Origin of the sequence: Enterobacter sp. JUb54 (assembly GCF_014298075.1) — a bacterium.
GTDB classification, from domain to species: domain Bacteria; phylum Pseudomonadota; class Gammaproteobacteria; order Enterobacterales; family Enterobacteriaceae; genus Klebsiella; species Klebsiella lignicola.
The window spans coordinates 81,893-99,413 of sequence record NZ_CP060418.1 but is presented as its reverse complement, the minus strand read 5'-3'; the positions used below and the strand labels follow the sequence as shown (position 1 = coordinate 99,413).

Annotated in this window: 16 protein-coding genes; 8 read left to right on the top strand and 8 right to left on the bottom strand. The window is 55.6% G+C overall.

Features of this window, described 5'->3' with window-relative positions; genetic code table 11:
* Positions 1 to 53: 53 nt before the first annotated feature.
* From purM to ppx, 4 genes are all read left to right on the top strand, one after another.
* A complete protein-coding gene (gene purM, locus HF679_RS00425) occupies positions 54 to 1,091 on the top strand; it encodes a phosphoribosylformylglycinamidine cyclo-ligase (protein ID WP_123755354.1) in 1,038 nt (345 codons plus the stop codon).
* Positions 1,088 to 1,729, top strand: coding sequence for a phosphoribosylglycinamide formyltransferase (gene purN / locus HF679_RS00420; RefSeq protein ID WP_123755355.1), 642 nt, complete (start codon positions 1,088 to 1,090; stop codon positions 1,727 to 1,729). The genes purM and purN overlap by 4 nt, the downstream gene beginning before the upstream one ends.
* Before the next feature lie 275 nt (positions 1,730 to 2,004).
* Complete coding sequence (gene ppk1 / locus HF679_RS00415) at positions 2,005 to 4,065, top strand: polyphosphate kinase 1 (protein WP_123755356.1); 2,061 nt, start codon at positions 2,005 to 2,007, stop codon at positions 4,063 to 4,065.
* A 2-nt stretch (positions 4,066 to 4,067) separates the two neighbouring features.
* The gene (gene ppx / locus HF679_RS00410; protein ID WP_123755357.1) at positions 4,068 to 5,600 is read left to right on the top strand and encodes an exopolyphosphatase; all 1,533 of its coding nucleotides are present in this window, start codon (positions 4,068 to 4,070) and stop codon (positions 5,598 to 5,600) included.
* A 47-nt stretch (positions 5,601 to 5,647) separates the two neighbouring features.
* Here the strand turns inward: ppx and HF679_RS00405 are convergent, their stop codons facing one another.
* Positions 5,648 to 7,885, bottom strand: coding sequence for an EAL domain-containing protein (locus HF679_RS00405; protein ID WP_187042486.1), 2,238 nt, complete (start codon positions 7,883 to 7,885; stop codon positions 5,648 to 5,650).
* On the opposite strand from HF679_RS00405, the gene HF679_RS00400 reads away from it, so the two are divergent.
* Both HF679_RS00400 and HF679_RS00395 read left to right on the top strand, forming a co-directional pair.
* Positions 7,818 to 8,132 carry a hypothetical protein gene (locus tag HF679_RS00400; protein ID WP_187043089.1) on the top strand — a complete coding sequence of 105 codons (315 nt, stop codon included), beginning with the start codon at positions 7,818 to 7,820 and terminating at the stop codon, positions 8,130 to 8,132. The two genes, HF679_RS00405 and HF679_RS00400, sit on opposite strands and share 68 nt — an antisense overlap.
* A gap of 104 nt (positions 8,133 to 8,236) precedes the next feature.
* Positions 8,237 to 8,428: a YfgG family protein gene (locus HF679_RS00395; protein ID WP_123755359.1), complete on the top strand. Its 192-nt coding sequence runs from the start codon at positions 8,237 to 8,239 to the stop codon at positions 8,426 to 8,428.
* A 40-nt stretch (positions 8,429 to 8,468) separates the two neighbouring features.
* On the opposite strand, the gene HF679_RS00390 is transcribed toward HF679_RS00395, so the two are convergent.
* Complete coding sequence (locus HF679_RS00390) at positions 8,469 to 9,362, bottom strand: LysR family transcriptional regulator (protein ID WP_123755360.1); 894 nt, start codon at positions 9,360 to 9,362, stop codon at positions 8,469 to 8,471.
* Positions 9,363 to 9,553: 191 nt separating this feature from the next.
* On the opposite strand from HF679_RS00390, the gene HF679_RS00385 reads away from it, so the two are divergent.
* On the top strand, positions 9,554 to 10,654 hold the full coding sequence (locus HF679_RS00385) for an MFS transporter (RefSeq protein ID WP_187043015.1): 1,101 nt from the start codon (positions 9,554 to 9,556) through the stop codon (positions 10,652 to 10,654).
* A 102-nt stretch (positions 10,655 to 10,756) separates the two neighbouring features.
* Here HF679_RS00385 and HF679_RS00380 read toward each other — a convergent pair whose 3' ends face one another.
* The 4 genes from HF679_RS00380 to guaB all read right to left on the bottom strand — a co-directional run bounded on the left by HF679_RS00380 (position 10,757) and on the right by guaB (position 14,622).
* A complete protein-coding gene (locus tag HF679_RS00380) occupies positions 10,757 to 11,089 on the bottom strand; it encodes a type II toxin-antitoxin system RelE/ParE family toxin (protein ID WP_123755361.1) in 333 nt (110 codons plus the stop codon).
* A 30-nt stretch (positions 11,090 to 11,119) separates the two neighbouring features.
* Positions 11,120 to 11,353 carry a type II toxin-antitoxin system Phd/YefM family antitoxin gene (locus HF679_RS00375; RefSeq protein ID WP_123755362.1) on the bottom strand — a complete coding sequence of 78 codons (234 nt, stop codon included), beginning with the start codon at positions 11,351 to 11,353 and terminating at the stop codon, positions 11,120 to 11,122.
* Positions 11,354 to 11,512: 159 nt separating this feature from the next.
* On the bottom strand, positions 11,513 to 13,090 hold the full coding sequence (guaA, locus tag HF679_RS00370; RefSeq protein ID WP_123755363.1) for a glutamine-hydrolyzing GMP synthase: 1,578 nt from the start codon (positions 13,088 to 13,090) through the stop codon (positions 11,513 to 11,515).
* 65 nt (positions 13,091 to 13,155) lie between these two features.
* Positions 13,156 to 14,622, bottom strand: a complete 1,467-nt coding sequence (gene guaB, locus HF679_RS00365; RefSeq protein ID WP_123755364.1) for an IMP dehydrogenase — start codon at positions 14,620 to 14,622, stop codon at positions 13,156 to 13,158.
* Between the two features lie 158 nt (positions 14,623 to 14,780).
* Here guaB and xseA point away from each other — a divergent pair, with 158 nt between their 5' ends.
* Entirely contained in the window at positions 14,781 to 16,151 is a 1,371-nt protein-coding gene (gene xseA, locus HF679_RS00360) for an exodeoxyribonuclease VII large subunit (RefSeq protein WP_123755365.1), read from the top strand.
* Between the two features lie 13 nt (positions 16,152 to 16,164).
* On the opposite strand, the gene HF679_RS00355 is transcribed toward xseA, so the two are convergent.
* On the bottom strand, positions 16,165 to 16,383 hold the full coding sequence (locus HF679_RS00355) for a zinc ribbon domain-containing protein (protein ID WP_123755366.1): 219 nt from the start codon (positions 16,381 to 16,383) through the stop codon (positions 16,165 to 16,167).
* Between the two features lie 50 nt (positions 16,384 to 16,433).
* Positions 16,434 to 17,519, bottom strand: a complete 1,086-nt coding sequence (locus HF679_RS00350; protein ID WP_123755367.1) for a Gfo/Idh/MocA family oxidoreductase — start codon at positions 17,517 to 17,519, stop codon at positions 16,434 to 16,436.
* Positions 17,520 to 17,521 lie beyond the last annotated feature (2 nt).

The following is a 17,521-nucleotide window of genomic DNA, read 5'->3' as shown; positions in this document are numbered from 1 at the left end:
TGTTAGAATTGCGCCGATTTTTCTTGCTACCGCAAATGTGTGGAGATTTCGCAGTGACCGATAAAACCTCTCTCAGCTATAAAGATGCCGGCGTAGATATTGATGCAGGCAACGCTCTCGTCGACCGTATTAAGGGTGTGGTGAAGAAAACCCGTCGCCCGGAAGTGATGGGTGGACTGGGCGGATTCGGCGCACTGTGCGCATTGCCGCAAAAATACCGCGAACCGGTTCTGGTTTCCGGCACTGATGGCGTCGGTACCAAGCTGCGTCTGGCGATGGATCTGAAGCGCCACGATACTATCGGTATCGATCTCGTGGCGATGTGCGTCAACGACCTGGTGGTCCAGGGCGCAGAGCCGCTGTTTTTCCTCGACTACTATGCCACCGGTAAACTGGATGTCGATACGGCAGCCAGCGTCATCAGCGGTATCGCCGAAGGCTGTCTGCAGTCCGGCTGTGCGCTGGTTGGCGGCGAAACGGCAGAGATGCCGGGGATGTACCACGGGGAAGACTATGACGTGGCCGGTTTCTGCGTCGGCGTAGTAGAAAAATCAGAAATCATCGATGGCAGCAAAGTTGCCGATGGTGATGTGCTGGTGGCACTGGCTTCCAGCGGCCCGCACTCCAACGGCTACTCGCTGGTGCGTAAAATTATCGAAGTCAGCGGTGTCGATCCTCAGACCACTGACCTGAACGGCACCCCGCTGGCGGACCACCTGCTGGCGCCGACCCGCATCTACGTTAAGTCGGTGCTGGATCTGATTGCCAACGTTGACGTGCATGCTATCGCTCACCTGACCGGTGGCGGCTTCTGGGAAAACATTCCGCGCGTGCTGCCGGACAACACCCAGGCGGTCATCGATGAGTCTTCCTGGCAATGGCCGGAAGTCTTCAACTGGCTGCAAACTGCCGGTAACGTCAGCAGCCATGAAATGTATCGTACCTTTAACTGCGGTGTCGGTATGGTTATCGCCCTGCCGGCCGATGTCGCCGACAGCGCCATTGCGCTGCTGAGCGAGAAAGGTGAAAACGCGTGGAAAATAGGCTATATCAAAGCTTCAGATTCCGAACAGCGTGTGGTCATTGAATGAAAAACATCGTGGTGCTGATTTCCGGTAACGGCAGTAATTTGCAGGCGATTATCGACGCCTGCGCCCGGAAACAGATCAACGGCACCCTGCGAGCGGTATTCAGTAATAAGGCCGACGCGTTCGGCCTTGAACGTGCACGTGAAGCCCATGTCGCGGCCCACGCGCTGACGGCCAGCCAGTTTGCCAACCGTGAAGCTTTCGATCGCGAGCTGATGCAAGAGATCGATGCTTACGCGCCGGATCTGGTGGTGCTGGCGGGCTATATGCGGATCCTTAGCCCGGCGTTTGTCGCCCATTATCAGGGGCGTCTGCTGAATATCCACCCGTCACTGTTGCCAAAATACCCGGGGCTGCATACGCACCGCCAGGTACTGGAAAACGGTGATGAAGAGCACGGGACGTCGGTGCATTTCGTCACCGATGAGCTCGACGGCGGCCCGGTCATTCTGCAAGCCAAAGTGCCGGTGTTCGCCGATGACAGCGAAGACGATATCACCGCCCGCGTACAGGCTCAGGAGCATGCGATTTATCCGCTGGTCGTGAGCTGGTTTGTCGACGGTCGTCTGCGTATGGAGGACAATCAGGCCTGGCTTGATAATGTTCCTCTGCCGGCGCAGGGATACGCCGCCGAAGAATAAACATCAACGCCTCTGCCTTACTCAGAGGCGTTTTTTTTGGTGCATTATTTCGCTGGTCATACCGTCTTACCCACCCTCATCCCATGGCCGTTTATGGCGCGTCGACGCCCGGGAAGGACCTTGTTTTGTCTACAATATCAGCAAACGCGCAGCACCTTTTTTCTTCACAGCATATTGAAAGAAAACTGTCATACTTCTTTGACATAGTTGGACATTCAATGGCAAAGCTCGCCATAATGAAAAAGCAACATCAATCAACCGGAGTGTGAGTTGTAATGGGCCAGGAAAAGCTATATATCGAGAAAGAACTCAGCTGGTTGTCCTTTAACGAACGCGTACTTCAGGAAGCGGCGGATAAAAGCAACCCACTGATTGAGCGCATGCGCTTTTTGGGAATCTACTCCAACAATCTCGACGAATTCTATAAAGTGCGCTTCGCTGAACTTAAGCGCCGCATCATTATTAGCGAAGAACAAGGCAGTACCGCCCATTCTCGCCATTTATTAGGTAAAATCCAGGCCCGGGTCCTCAAAGCTGACCAGGAGTTTGACAGCTTGTACAACGAGCTGCTGCTGGAGATGGCGCGTAACCAAATCTTCCTGATCAACGAACGCCAGCTCTCGGTCAATCAGCAGTCCTGGCTACGCAACTACTTCAAACAGTACCTGCGCCAGCATATCACCCCTATTCTGATTAACCCTGAAACGGATCTGATCCAGTTTCTGAAAGACGATTACACCTATCTGGCGGTCGAAATCATCCGCGGCGAGACCATCAATTACGCCCTGCTGGAAATTCCGTCAGATAAAGTTCCGCGCTTTGTAAACCTGCCGCCGGAAGCGCCGCGTCGCCGCAAGCCAATGATTTTGCTTGATAACATCCTGCGCTACTGCCTGGATGATATCTTTAAAGGCTTCTTTGATTACGATGCGCTCAACGCCTACTCGATGAAAATGACCCGTGATGCCGAGTACGACCTGGTACACGAGATGGAATCGAGCCTGATGGAGCTGATGTCCTCCAGCCTGAAACAGCGTCTGACGGCGGAGCCGGTACGCTTTGTCTATCAGCGCGACATGCCGGACACCATGGTCGAAATGCTGCGCGAGATGTTCTCTATTTCGCGCTACGACTCGATGCTGCCGGGCGGCCGCTACCATAATTTCAAAGACTTTATCGGCTTCCCGAACGTCGGGAAGGCCAATCTGGTCAACAAGCCACTGCCGCGCCTTCGCCACACCTGGTTCGATAAATTCCGTAACGGGTTTGACGCGATTCGCGAGCGCGACGTGCTGCTGTACTATCCGTACCATACCTTTGAGCACGTGCTGGAACTGCTGCGTCAGGCGTCGTTCGACCCGAGCGTGCTGGCCATCAAAATCAATATTTATCGCGTTGCCAAGGATTCGCGCATCATCGACTCGATGATCCACGCCGCCCATAACGGTAAAAAAGTTACCGTCGTGGTCGAACTGCAGGCGCGCTTTGATGAAGAAGCCAACATTCATTGGGCAAAACGCCTGACCGAAGCGGGCGTACACGTTATCTTCTCCGCGCCGGGCCTGAAAATTCACGCCAAGCTGTTCCTGGTGTCACGTAAAGAGGGTGATGAAGTCGTCCGCTATGCCCATATCGGTACCGGTAACTTCAACGAAAAAACCGCCCGCTTGTATACCGACTATTCGTTGCTGACCGCCGATGCGCGTATTACCAATGAAGTGCGTCGCGTCTTCAACTTTATCGAAAACCCATACCGCCCGGTAAACTTCGATTATCTGCTGGTTTCGCCACAGAACTCGCGCCGCCTGCTGTATGAAATGATCGACAGAGAGATCGCCAACGCCCAGAACGGACAGCCTTCCGGCATCACGCTGAAGTTGAACAACCTGGTGGATAAAGGACTGGTGGATCGCCTGTATGCGGCCTCAAGTTCCGGGGTTCCGGTTAATCTGCTGATACGCGGCATGTGCTCGCTGATCCCAGGCCTGGAAGGCATCAGCGAAAACATTCGCGTGACCAGCATCGTTGACCGCTTCCTGGAGCACGATCGCGTCTATGTCTTTGAAAACGGTGGCGACAAACAGGTCTGGCTCTCTTCCGCAGACTGGATGACACGCAATATTGACTACCGTATTGAAGTGGCCGCCCCGCTGCTGGATCCGCGCCTGAAACAGCGCGTTCTGGATATTTTTGATCTGTTGTTCAACGACACGGTCAAAGCACGCTATCTTGATAAAGAACTGAGTAATCGCTATGTACCGCGCGGCAACCGCCGTAAGGTACGCGCACAGCTGGCGATCTACGACTATCTCAAATCACTCGAACAGCCCGACTAACTATGCCAATAAACGAAAAAACCCCTCGTCCTCAGGAGTTTGCTGCGGTCGACCTTGGTTCAAACAGTTTTCATATGGTGATCGCGCGTGTCGTCGACGGCGCGATGCAGATCATCGGCCGCCTGAAACAGCGGGTTCACCTGGCCGATGGCCTGGATGAAAACTCCGTGCTTAGCGAAGAAGCGATCGCTCGCGGGCTTAACTGCCTGTCGCTGTTCGCCGAACGCCTGCAGGGTTTTTCCCCCTCCAGCGTATGCATCGTCGGGACCCATACCTTACGCCAGGCGGCAAACGCCGCTGAATTTCTCAAGCGTGCGGAAAAAGTCATTCCCTACCCGATTGAGATAATCTCGGGGAATGAAGAAGCGCGTCTGATTTTTATGGGCGTTGAACATACGCAGCCGGAAAGAGGCCGTAAGCTGGTCATCGATATCGGTGGTGGTTCGACGGAGCTGGTGATTGGCGAGGATTTCGAACCGCGGCTGGTTGAAAGCCGGCGCATGGGTTGCGTCAGCTTCTCGCAGATCTACTTCCCTGGCGGCACCATTAACAAAGAGAATTTCCAGCGCGCGCGCCTGTCGGCTGTGCAGAAGCTGGAAACGCTGGCATGGCAGTTCCGTATCCAGGGCTGGAACGTGGCGTTGGGTGCCTCTGGCACCATCAAAGCCGCGCAGGAAGTGCTGGTGGCGATGGGCGAGAAAGACGGCTTTATTACCCCGGAACGTCTGGAAATGCTGGTGGATGAAGTGCTGAAGTATAAAAACTTCGATGCTCTCAGCCTGCCGGGGCTGTCGGAGGAGCGCAAAGCAGTTTTCGCGCCCGGACTGGCGATTTTGAGCGGCGTTTTTGACGCGCTGGCGATCAAAGAGCTGCGTTTATCCGACGGCGCGCTGCGTGAAGGCGTGCTGTACGAGATGGAAGGACGTTTCCGCCATCAGGATATCCGTAGCCGCACCGCGCAAAGCCTGGCGAATCAATACAATATTGACCGTGAGCAGGCGCGTCGGGTGCTGGAAACCACCACTCACATGTTCGAACAGTGGCAGGATCAGAATCCCAAGCTTGCCAACCCGCACCTGTCTGCACTGCTCAAATGGGCGGTCATGCTGCACGAAGTGGGACTGAATATTAACCATAGCGGGATGCATCGCCACTCGGCGTATATCCTGCAGAACAGCGATTTGCCCGGCTTCAATCAGGAGCAGCAAATGCTGATGGCAACGCTGGTTCGCTATCATCGCAAAGCCATCAAGCTCGACGATTTGCCGCGCTTTACGCTGTTTAAGAAAAAGCAGTTCCTGCCGCTGATTCAGCTTTTGCGTTTGGGCATCTTGTTGAATAACCAGCGTCAGGCGACCACCACGCCGCCTACGCTACGCCTGCAAACGGAAGCAAACCACTGGACGTTGGTCTTCCCGCACGACTGGTTCAGCCAGAATGCGCTGGTGCTGCTCGATCTGGAAAAAGAGCAACAGTACTGGGAAGGCGTGCCCGACTGGTTGTTGAAGATTGCCGAGGAAGAGCCCGACAACTAATCCACAGGCCGGGTTGAAGCAGCCCGGCCCTTTCTTATCTTACCCCGTCAGCCAGCCTTGGCCATTTCCTTGCTTGCCAGAGAATCCAGCGGAACCGGTGCACCAATGTCGCGGCCCTGCAGGTAGTCAATCCCCAGAGACTGCACCACCTGTCGAATCTCCGGCGTCTCAACATCCTCCGCCACCACCTGCATATTTTTCATCCGCGCCAGATGGCAAATCGAGGCCACCACCTGGTAATCGAGGCTGCTGGAAGGCAGATTGCGGATAAAGCTGCCGTCAATGCGCAGTAAATCGACATCCAGACTTTTCAGGCGAGCATAGCTGGCGGAACCCGTACCAAAATCGCGGATGGCCACACGGCAGCCTAACGTCTGCAGTTGTGCCACGGTTTGCCGTGCAAGCTCCGGATTGGTGAGCGCGTGGTTTTCCGTCAGCTCAAAGATTAACTGCCAGGGCTCAACATCGTAGTGCGCCAGCAGGATCTCCACTTCGCCGGGGAACTGGCTTCTGCTGGCGGAAACCGGTGAAAGGTTCATTGCCAGCCGCAGTCCCGGAAGCGTCTGCCGGTGCCGGTTCATAAAGGCGATGGTGTGCTCCAGCACCCACAGGTCGATACGCGATGCGAGGCCAAACTCTTGCGCCACCGGCAGGAAGGTTTCCGGGTAAATCAGCACCCCGTCCTCCCCCACCATTCGCAGCAGCACTTCATGATAGCTATCGCCGCGAATGCCGACGATCGGCTGAGCCGCCAGCTGAAACTGATTGCTTTCCAGCGCATACTGGATCTGGTTCATCATCGCCACTTTATCTTTCAGTCCGGACTGGATATGCACGGCGCCGCGGCGCTGCAGATTTTCCGGCTGGCCGCTGGTCAGCGACATATCAGCAATGTTGTTGAGCTCGCCCAACAACAAATAGAGATGCTGAACCGGTGAACGAACGCTGCAGTAGCTGATCCCAACGGTGGGTTGCAGAGGTATCCCGTCCCAGACCAGGCGAAAGCGTCTGATATGTTCAGCCAGTGTTGCAATTCGTGCCTTATGCTCACCGCTGTTCAGGCGGATCACCAGATCATGGCCGGAAAGATGGTAGACGGCTTCATTCGGTTGTAAAACGTCGCTTAAATGCTCGGCAAGCTGCTGTTTATATTGGATACGCAACAGAACGCCATAATGACGGCCAAGCAGCTCCAGCTCCGGTATCCGCAAAAAGCACAGCACTGACCAGATTGAGTTATCTAACGAGCGGCTCAGCGCCCGTAAATTGGGCATATGGACCACCGGGTCGAGAAATGCCATCCGCCGAACCCGGTCATGAATCATGCGCTGCTGGGTGGCCAGCATAGCCATATAAGCAATAATAAAAGAGAACACCAGATAGCTCGAAGAGGTGATGGCTATCTGGTTATGATAAACCATTGAAGAGGGTAAATAGCGCTCGTGAAAATGAATAACAAAAATCAGCACCAGCGACCAGATCAGCGAGATATAGCGATAACCAAAACGCATCGCTCCCCATAACATCACAGGCATAAGTAATGATAATGTATAATTTGTGCTAAATATCGTACTTCTGCTATTCAGTGGCATAAATAATAGTGCCAATAACATTAACAATGACGCAGCCCATAACACAAATTCGACATATTTTATTTTTGGGTCAACCTGTAGATTCGCCTGTGAAATAAACCCACGGATATGCCATGGATTACGAATAATACGAATCAGAAAATAGCATAGCGGCACGCCGGTTAAACAGCCCACCATCAAAGCCTGAAAAGTCACTAACGTTCGCAGGCTTAGCGGATCCACGCCAATCAGATCCGCCCGTCGCGGATGCATCCCCAGATACTCGGCCAGTTGGGAAATCACCAGAAAAATGAGTGATGGCAGAAACATTTGCCAGAACAATCGGTGCGGCATCAGGCTCACATTGCCATGCGTAATATGCTGCCGGTGTGGCACGAAGATTCGGTATCCGCCCCAGCACAGCACGGCGGGGATCAGGAAATGGAAAATAACGCTGACCGCGTTCCCTGGACTCATTCCGCGCGCGATAGTACACAGCAGGCCAATGATAATACCTGGCAGTGCCGCCCAGCCAAAAAAAAGCATCAGACTGAGGACCAGCGCTAACGGTAAATAGTAAAGAGAAACTTCACTACCGTTGAGCTCAGCGTAGGTATTTGCCTCTCTTGCAAGAGGCAGTAAAAGCGTGGGTAAGATAAGCGGCAGCGCCCACCATTTATCCCGATACTGTTTATATTTTTTAATTATTGTCATTGATGCTCTATGGATAACCCAGATTCCAGCAGGGTATATTCAGGCAGGCATCCAACCCAACCATCCTGACCGCGAAAATAATAACAACGCGGAACGAGCAGACGATTTTAGTGACCAACAGCCGCGCACAGTTGATTTAAATCAAAAAAATTATGCTCTAACATTAATAAATCTTATTTTTTTGGCATTGAACCGCCGAATGAGAAACCATGTAAATGTGGTGAGCATCTTACATAACATTAAGTAATGTTTGAGCCGCGGATTTTTACATCCCCATCAATTGACCCTGCGCCCTTCCTGTGCCTTAATACCCATATCGCCCACTTGTGGGTATACTTTAAGGAACCTTTTGTGAGTCAGGCACCCAGTATGCGTAAACGACATCGATTTAACCGTCGCATGACCCGTATCGTACTGCTTATCAGCTTTATCTTTTTCTTTGGACGATTCGTCTACTCCTCCATCGGCGCCTGGTACCATCATCAGGACAAGATCCAGTCTCAGCAGTCTACGATTACTGTTGATACTCCCCCGCGGGAATAAGCCGACACTGTCGTGTCAGCCACATGCCGGTCGCATCGCCTTAAACGGGGAAGCGCACACCGCGTAGCAGACGCAGTATTTCACCGATCCCTTTGCTGAGAATTTTATCCTGACGCATGACCACACCTAACTGTCGGTGCAGAGACGGCGTCAGCGACTGAACAGATAATCCGTGCCGGTCTTCAGGCTGCTCAACCGCCATGCGCGGGACAATGCTATACCCCAACCCGGCGCGTACCATACGTTTAATCGCCTCGATGCTCCCCAACTGCATGACCGGTGCCACCAGCAGCCCGGCAGCACGGAACCAGCCGTCGATGAGCTCCCGGGTGCCGCTTCCTGCCTCAAAGGCAATCAACGGCAGCGCCTGTAACCGTTCTGGCATCAGCGGCAATGGCAATTCATCGCCATCGCTGGCAAAGATAAAAACAAACTCCTCATCCAGCAGCGAAGTGACGGCCAGGCTACGCCCGCTGGCTGGGAGCGTCACCAGCCCCAGATCGAGCCGGTTCTCTTCCACGGCCCGCACGATATCAACCGTATTGCCGGTCGTAACGCCCACCGTCAGCAACGGATGTGCCAGCCGCAGCTGCTGTAACAACGGGGGCAAAAGGTGAATGCAGGCCGTCGCTCCCGTCCCCAGCGTTATCGAGCCGCTGATCTCATGGCTACACTCGTTGACCGACTGCAGCGCGGCGCTGACCGCACGGTCGATATGCTCGCTGTGACCTAACAGCGCCTCTCCGGCAGACGTGGCTTTAATGCCTCGCCCGGTGCGCTCAATCAGGCGGGTCTGGAGAAACTGTTCCAGCTGGCGCACCTGCAGGCTGACCGCAGGCTGCGATAGCCCCAGCACATCGGCAGCGGCAGAAAAGCTCCCGCGCTGGACCACCAGCCGAAAGGTCGCCAGATATCCCAGATTAAGCGTCGTCATTGCAAAGTTTCTCTTATAAGGGTCATAAACGAACCGGTCTGCCAGCACAATAGCGTGCGGGTTATGCTGCCGACAACTGCATAACTGACTGGAACACCACAAAAGTGACTGAACAAACGCGCCGCCCTACCGCTTTACTCACGCTGGCTGTCGGGTGCAATCAGCTGATTAACTGGGGGATTTCATTTTATATGCCGGGCACCTTTGCCCGAGCCATCCACCAGGACACCGGCTGGCCCGCGACCCACATCTACCTCGGCCTGACTCTTGCCATGCTGATAATGGCGCTGCTCTCCCCTTTCGTCGCCCCGCTTCTGGCGCGAGCTGGCGGCCAGCGGGTGGTGCTTTGCGGCACGCTGACGATAGCGGCGGGATGTTTCATGATGGCCACGGTCCATTCCCTGACAGGCTGGCTGGGCGCCTGGCTGCTTACCGGTATCGGCATGCGTCTGGCGCTGTATGACGCCCTGTTCGCTGCGCTGGTGAATCTTTACGGCCAGCAGGCGAGACGAACGATCTCCCGGGTCACGCTGGCGGGCGGGTTAGCATCCGCCCTGTTCTGGCCGCTGGGGGCCGCTTTGCTGACGGTGACGGACTGGCGACACGCGCTGCTGGTCTACGGTCTGCTGGGTCTGCTGAGTGCGTTCCTGCTCTGGCGGATGCCCAATCACACCCAGCCCGTCGCGATACGCCGGCACGAGCGCCTTCCTGCTTCGCACCATGAAAAGCGCATGGGCCTGCTGTATGCCACGCTGATCGCCCTGGTCACCTTTGTCTCCAATGGCACCTCCACTCATCTGCCGGAATTTATTGCCAGCTACGGGCTGCCGGTGGCGGTGGGAATGCTGTGGGGCGTGGGGCAAACCGGCGCGCGGTTTCTGGAGGTCGCGTCCGGCTCCGCGCTCACGCCGCTGAAGCTTACCCTGCTGACCACCTTCCTGATGCCGCTGTGTTTCGCCCTCTGCCTGAGCGCCCCCAGCGTTGCGTGGGCTGCCGCAGGGGTTGTGCTGGGATATGGCGCAATCAACGGGCTAACCACAGTGTTTAAGGCCACGCTGCCGCTACAGCTGTTTGCCACCCAGGATTACGCCCGCCGCACCGGCATCCTGCTGATCCCGGCCCAGCTGCTGGCTGCGGCCTCACCATTTGCCTATGCCTGGCTTAATCAACATCTCGGGATTCAGGGGAGTTTAGGGGTGTCCGCCGGACTGGCGCTGGTGGTCGCCGGGCTGGCACTGGCCATTGCCCGCGACCAGGCTCTGCGTCCGTCACCAACGCTTAGCCCACCTTAATACCCGGTCTAAAACGAAAACCCCTCTGCTTTTACAGAGGGGTCCAGGGGAATAACTCCCACGCAATGGTGTAAATGGAGTATTTAGAAACAACGCAGATTATCAGGCCATAATCAGACGCTTAAACAGTAACTGTTGGATGTCCTGGCGATGGGACAAGATCGCATGTGCTGTCACCCGCGTACCGTCGACAGAATACAAAACCCGGTAGCCTTCAGCATGGTTAAATTCCCGATACTTCGCACAGCCAATTTTCAGCAGCTCTGGGCAGAGCTGGCATCCTAACGGAAACTGGCTCACGGTACGCTCGAACTGCGTGAGTATATCCGCGATAACCGGGCGCGGTTTAACATCAACCCGGCGGAGATAACTCGCAATGGTGTCGATGCAGTGCTTTACAGTCAGCGTGTATTCAAAGGTGACCAGCGGTTCCATGGAAATCCCTTTACGTTGCGTGCTCTGGGTTTAATCCGCAATCCCATCCAGCAGTTGGTCTTTTGAGAACAAGCGCCCGTCAGATTTATCTTTCTCCGACAGAGTCAGCAGTTTTAACAACGCGATGGCGTTTTCCCGTTCCTGCTGCTGGTCATAGGATTCTATAACATACGCAGGTACACCATTTTGTGTGACCAGGATCGGTTCAGACAGATCAAGCGTCGCCGCGTTTTTTTTAACGTAGCTGATAGTCTCTACTTTCATGATGGCTTCACCGAATAATTATACAATGGTTTTAATATAGACCATTTTTAGACCACCAACAAGATGCAGAATTCTCACTTCCGATTGAATGATTGGGAACCCATAAAACGAAAAAACCCTCTGTAAAAACAGAGGGTTTTGTTTAATCACGCCGGGAGATTATTCCCACTCAATCGTTGCTGGCGGTTTGCCGCTGATGTCATACACCACGCGGGAGATACCGTTCACTTCGTTGATGATGCGGTTGGACACGCGGCCAAGGAAATCGTATGGCAGGTGCGCCCAGTGGGCGGTCATAAAGTCGATGGTTTCGACCGCACGCAGGGAGACGACCCAGTCGTATTTACGGCCATCGCCCATGACGCCAACGGAACGGACCGGCAGGAACACGGTGAACGCCTGGCTCACTTTGTTGTACAGGTCAGCTTTGTGCAGTTCTTCGATGAAGATAGCATCCGCGCGACGCAGCAGGTCGCAGTACTCTTTCTTCACTTCGCCCAGCACGCGAACACCCAGACCTGGGCCCGGGAACGGGTGACGGTACAGCATGTCGTACGGCAGGCCCAGCTCCAGGCCAATCTTACGCACTTCATCTTTGAACAGCTCACGCAGCGGTTCAACCAGACCCATCTTCATCTCTTTCGGCAGGCCGCCCACGTTGTGGTGAGATTTGATGACGTGCGCTTTACCGGTTGCGGAAGCGGCAGACTCGATAACGTCAGGGTAGATAGTACCCTGTGCCAGCCATTTAACATCTTCCAGTTTCAGCGCTTCTTCGTCGAACACTTCAACGAATACGCGGCCGATGATTTTACGCTTGGCTTCCGGGTCGTTTTCGCCCGCCAGCGCGGTCAGGAAGCGGTTTTCGCCTTCAACGTGAACGATATTCAGGCCGAAGTGGTCGCCGAACATATCCATTACCTGAGCGGCTTCGTTCAGACGCAGCAGGCCGTTGTCGACGAAGACGCAGGTCAGGTTTTTACCGATAGCGCGGTGCAGCAGCATCGCGGTGACCGAGGAGTCAACGCCGCCGGACAGGCCGAGGATAACTTTGTCGTTACCAACCTGCTCGCGGATGCGAACAATCGCATCTTCGATGATTTTTGCCGGGGTCCACAGCGCTTCGCAGCCGCAGATGTCCAGCACAAAACGCTCCAGCAGACGCTGGCCCTGACGGGTATGGGTCACTTCCGGGTGGAACTGCACGCCGTAGAAGCGTTTTTCTTCGTTGGCCATAATGGCAAACGGGCAGGTCTCGGTGCTGGCAACGGTCACGAAGTCAGACGGGATAGCGGTAACTTTGTCACCGTGGCTCATCCACACGTCCAACTGCGGAAGACCAGCAGCGCTCAGGGAGTCTTCAATACCGCGAACCAGCGCGCTGTCGGTTTTAACTTCGACCTGTGCGTAGCCAAATTCACGCTCGGTAGAGCTTTCAACATGACCGCCCAGCTGCATTGCCATGGTCTGCATGCCGTAGCACACGCCAAATACCGGCACGCCAGCGTCGAACACATACTGCGGTGCGCGCGGGCTGTTATGCTCGGTGGTGCTTTCCGGGCCGCCGGAAAGAATGATGCCGCTTGGGTTGAACTCACGAATTTGAGCTTCTGTCACGTCCCAGGCCCACAGCTCGCAATAAACCCCTAATTCACGTACGCGACGTGCAACCAGCTGGGTGTACTGAGAACCGAAGTCCAGGATTAGAATGCGATGTTTATGAATGTTATCCGTCATTGACGTTTATTCCAGAGCAGTATCGATTAAATAAAATCGCCCGGCGCATGGCCGGGCGATGAAAATCAGGAGCCCATGCGGTAGTTCGGGGATTCCTTGGTGATCGTCACGTCGTGAACGTGGCTTTCCTGGATACCAGCCCCGCTGATACGCACGAACTCCGCTTTAGTACGCAGGGTGTCGATGGTACCACAACCGGTCAGTCCCATACAGGAGCGCAGGCCGCCCATCTGCTGGTGAATGATCTCTTTCAGGCGGCCTTTATAGGCAACACGGCCTTCGATACCTTCCGGTACCAGTTTGTCTGCCGCGTTGTCGCTCTGGAAATAACGGTCTGAAGAGCCTTTGGACATCGCGCCCAAAGAACCCATACCGCGGTAAGATTTGTAAGAACGCCCCTGGTAAAGTTCGATTTCACCCGGAGATTCTTCGGTACCTGCCAGCATGGAACCAACCATGACGGCCGCGGCGCCAGCGGCGATCGCTTTGGCAATATCACCGGAGAAACGAATACCGCCGTCGGCGATAACCGGAATACCGGTTCCTTCCAGGGCTTCGACAGCATCAGATACCGCGGTAATCTGCGGAACACCCACGCCGGTCACGATACGGGTCGTACAGATAGAGCCAGGGCCGATACCCACTTTCACCGCGCTCACGCCGGCTTCAGCCAGGGCACGAGCACCGGCACCCGTTGCGACGTTACCGCCGATGATTTGCAGGTCCGGGTATTTAGCACGGGTTTCACGGATGCGCTGCAGAACGCCTTCGGAATGGCCGTGGGAGGAGTCAATCAGCAGTACGTCAACGCCTGCAGCAACCAGCGCATCAACACGCTCTTCGTTACCTGCGCCAGCGCCAACCGCTGCACCAACGCGCAGACGACCGTGCTCATCTTTACAGGCGTTCGGTTTACGTTCCGCTTTCTGGAAGTCTTTAACCGTGATCATGCCACGCAGATGGAAACCGGCATCCACGACCAGCGCTTTTTCAACGCGTTTTTCGTGCATTTTAGCAAACACGACGTCGCGGCTTTCGCCTTCACGCACGGTGACCAGACGCTCTTTCGGGGTCATGTAAACGCTGACCGGCTGGTTCAGATCGGTCACGAAGCGCACGTCACGGCCGGTGATAATCCCCACCAGTTCGTTGTCTTCGTTCACCACCGGATAACCGGCAAAACCGTTACGTTCGGTCAGTTCTTTCACTTCACGCAGCGTGGTGGTCGGCAGGACGGTCTGTGGGTCAGAAACCACACCGGATTCATGTTTCTTCACGCGGCGAACTTCATCCGCCTGGCGTTCGATAGACATGTTTTTGTGAATAAAGCCGATGCCGCCTTCCTGTGCCAGGGCAATTGCCAGGCGCGCTTCCGTTACGGTATCCATGGCTGCGGAGAGCATTGGAATATTCAGACGAATGGTTTTCGTCAGCTGAGTGCTGAGATCGGCAGTATTCGGCAGAACGGTAGAATGAGCGGGAACGAGGAGGACGTCGTCAAACGTCAGAGCTTCTTTAGCGATACGTAGCATGGGCAATATCTCGACCAGGGTGGATAAATATTGCCGTGGCATTATACAGAGCGTAACCGATTGCATCCACCCTTTTTTGAAAATAATACTTGCGATTGCCCCTCAGCAGGTTACTATCGACTGAATAACCTGCTGATTTAAAATTTGATCTTGCTCACATGTTGCCATCTAAATCTCCCTCCATTTTCACCGTCAGCCGCCTTAATCAGACGGTTCGTATGCTGCTGGAACAGGAAATGGGTCAGGTCTGGATCAGCGGCGAGATCTCAAACTTCAGCCAGCCCTCCTCCGGTCACTGGTACTTCACCTTAAAAGACGATAACGCCCAGGTGCGTTGCGCGATGTTCCGCAACAGCAACCGTCGGGTCACCTTCCGCCCGCAGCACGGGCAGCAGGTGCTGGTTCGCGCCAATATCACCCTGTATGAGCCGCGCGGCGATTATCAGATTATTGTTGAAAGCATGCAGCCCGCCGGTGAAGGCTTGCTGCAGCAGAAGTATGAGCAGCTAAAAGCCTTGCTGGCGGCGGAAGGCCTGTTCGAGCAACAGCATAAGCAAGCGCTCCCCTCTCCGGCCCACTGCGTCGGGGTGATCACCTCAAAAACCGGCGCGGCGCTGCACGACATTTTGCAGGTGCTCAAACGGCGCGATCCGTCGCTGCCGGTGGTTATCTACCCGACCGCGGTGCAGGGTGACGATGCGCCAGCGCAGATCGTTCGCGCCATCGCCTTAGCCAACCAACGTGCAGAGTGTGACGTACTGATCGTGGGTCGCGGCGGCGGCTCGCTGGAAGACTTATGGAGTTTTAACGATGAACGGGTCGTGCGGGCGATTTTTGCCAGCCGTATTCCGGTCGTCAGCGCTGTCGGGCATGAAACTGACGTGACCATCGCCGATTTTGTCGCTGACCTGCGAGCGCCAACCCCTTCTGCTGCTGCGGAAATTGTCAGCCGCAATCAGCAGGAGCTGTTACGCCAGTTGCAATCCGGTCAGCAGCGCCTGGAAATGGCGATGGACTATTTCATCGCCAACCGTCATCGTCGCTTTACCCAGCTGTTCCACCGCCTTCAGCAGCAGCATCCTCAGCTGCGCCTGGTGCGCCAGCAAACGACTCTGGAACGCCTGCGTGAGCGTATGCGTCAGGCGCTTGAAACGCAGATGAAGCGTGCCGATCAGCGTCAACAGCGCATCGTACAACGCCTGAATATGCAGAACCCGCAGCCGCGTATTCATCGCATTCAGTCACGGATTCAACAGCTGGAATATCGTCTTGCCGAGAACATGCGCGCGCGCTTAAGCGATCAACGCGAACGTTTTGGCAGCATGGTGACCCATCTCGAAGCCGTCAGCCCGCTGGCGACGCTGGCGCGCGGCTATAGCGTCACTTCAGCCAGCGATGGCAAAGTGCTGAAACAAACCAAACAGGTGAAGGCCGGCGATCGGCTCTCCACTCGCCTGAATGACGGCTGGGTAGAAAGTGAAGTTACCGTGGTCACGCCCGTGAAGAAAACACGGGCCAGGAAAGCCTGACGGCGCATCCGCCTTACTCAGGCAGAACCCACTCCACACGCTTTTTCGAGATCAGCCCGTGTCCGTGCTGACAAAAATAATCCACCGCCCCGCACGCCTTTAATACCTCGAGCGGTTGGTGGCAATCCGGACAGCGGGCCTCCGGTGCAAAGTCTGTTGCACAGTGGCTACAGTGCGCACTCTGCCCCTGCAGTTCCAGCGGCGCATGACAAACAGGACAGGCAAGTTCCATGGTGATTCCTTACTGAAGGTTTATCTGCCCAGTTTATCATGACATCCGCTTCAGTGCGGCCCGCGTAATTGCTGCTGTAGCTCCAGCAGCAGCGCCACCTCGTTGATCCGCCGCTGGGTTAAGCGGGCGACCTCATCGGGCGCGCGGACAAACAGGCTGTTGTCGCCCAGAATATGCTCTCCCAGGCAGTGGTCGTAGATGGCACCAGCGCGCCGCCAGCTGTCGACGCGCTCACCGTCAATCAACGACACCACCTCGCAATTATCACGGCGATCCTGGCTGATGATCCGCCCGTCACGCAGCCACAGGCGAAGCCCTTTCTGACCTCCGGAAGGCCCGGCATATTTGTTGAGCCAGATATTAAGCGCAAGACCGCTGATCTCCCCTGTCAGGTGGGCGCTGCCTTCTGCAGTGTGAAAATCGCCTGGCGCGATGGCGCGACCGAGCCGGTCGCTGGCCTGCCGGACCGCAAGATGAATGTCATCTTCCCCACCACAGTAGCGAATGGTTTCGCGCAGCATGGCCAGCACATGGGTACCGATATCGAGGATCACGCCATCGGGATGGCGCAGCTGACGGGTGTCAGGTTCACCGGTGGCAAAGTTGAGCGCCACCGGCTCGCCGTTTGCATTAAAACCGCTAGGCTCCTGCAAAAAGCCGTCGATACGGACGATGTCGCGGATTGAAGAGACCAGCGGCTGGCGGCTTAGCGCCGGACCTTCCCAACGGGCGTCCAGCTCACCTAAGGCCAGCTTCAGCGCGCCATCACGCGCCATCCAGTGATCGAGCGCCAGAACCCGCCGCGCGGTATGCGGATCGCTAAGCCGTGCCCGCAGACGGGCAATCTGTTCCAGGGTAGCAACAACCGGCTTTTCCACCACAATGCGCGGACAGTCTGAGGCCAGCGCCGCTTCCAGCACCGGTAGATGCTGTAACGAAGCGGTGGTGATAAACAGCAGATCCAGTGGTTTGTCGAGCAGCGCCGCCAGCGACTCACAGCAGGTGATGCCCGGCAGTTTTCTCCCGGCATTAGCATCGAAGCCCCAGCACGCCGTGAGCGGTATCGCCAGACGCCCGAGAGCCGGAAGATAGGCAGTTTCGACAACCGCACCCAGTCCAATAAATCCTACTTGCATCG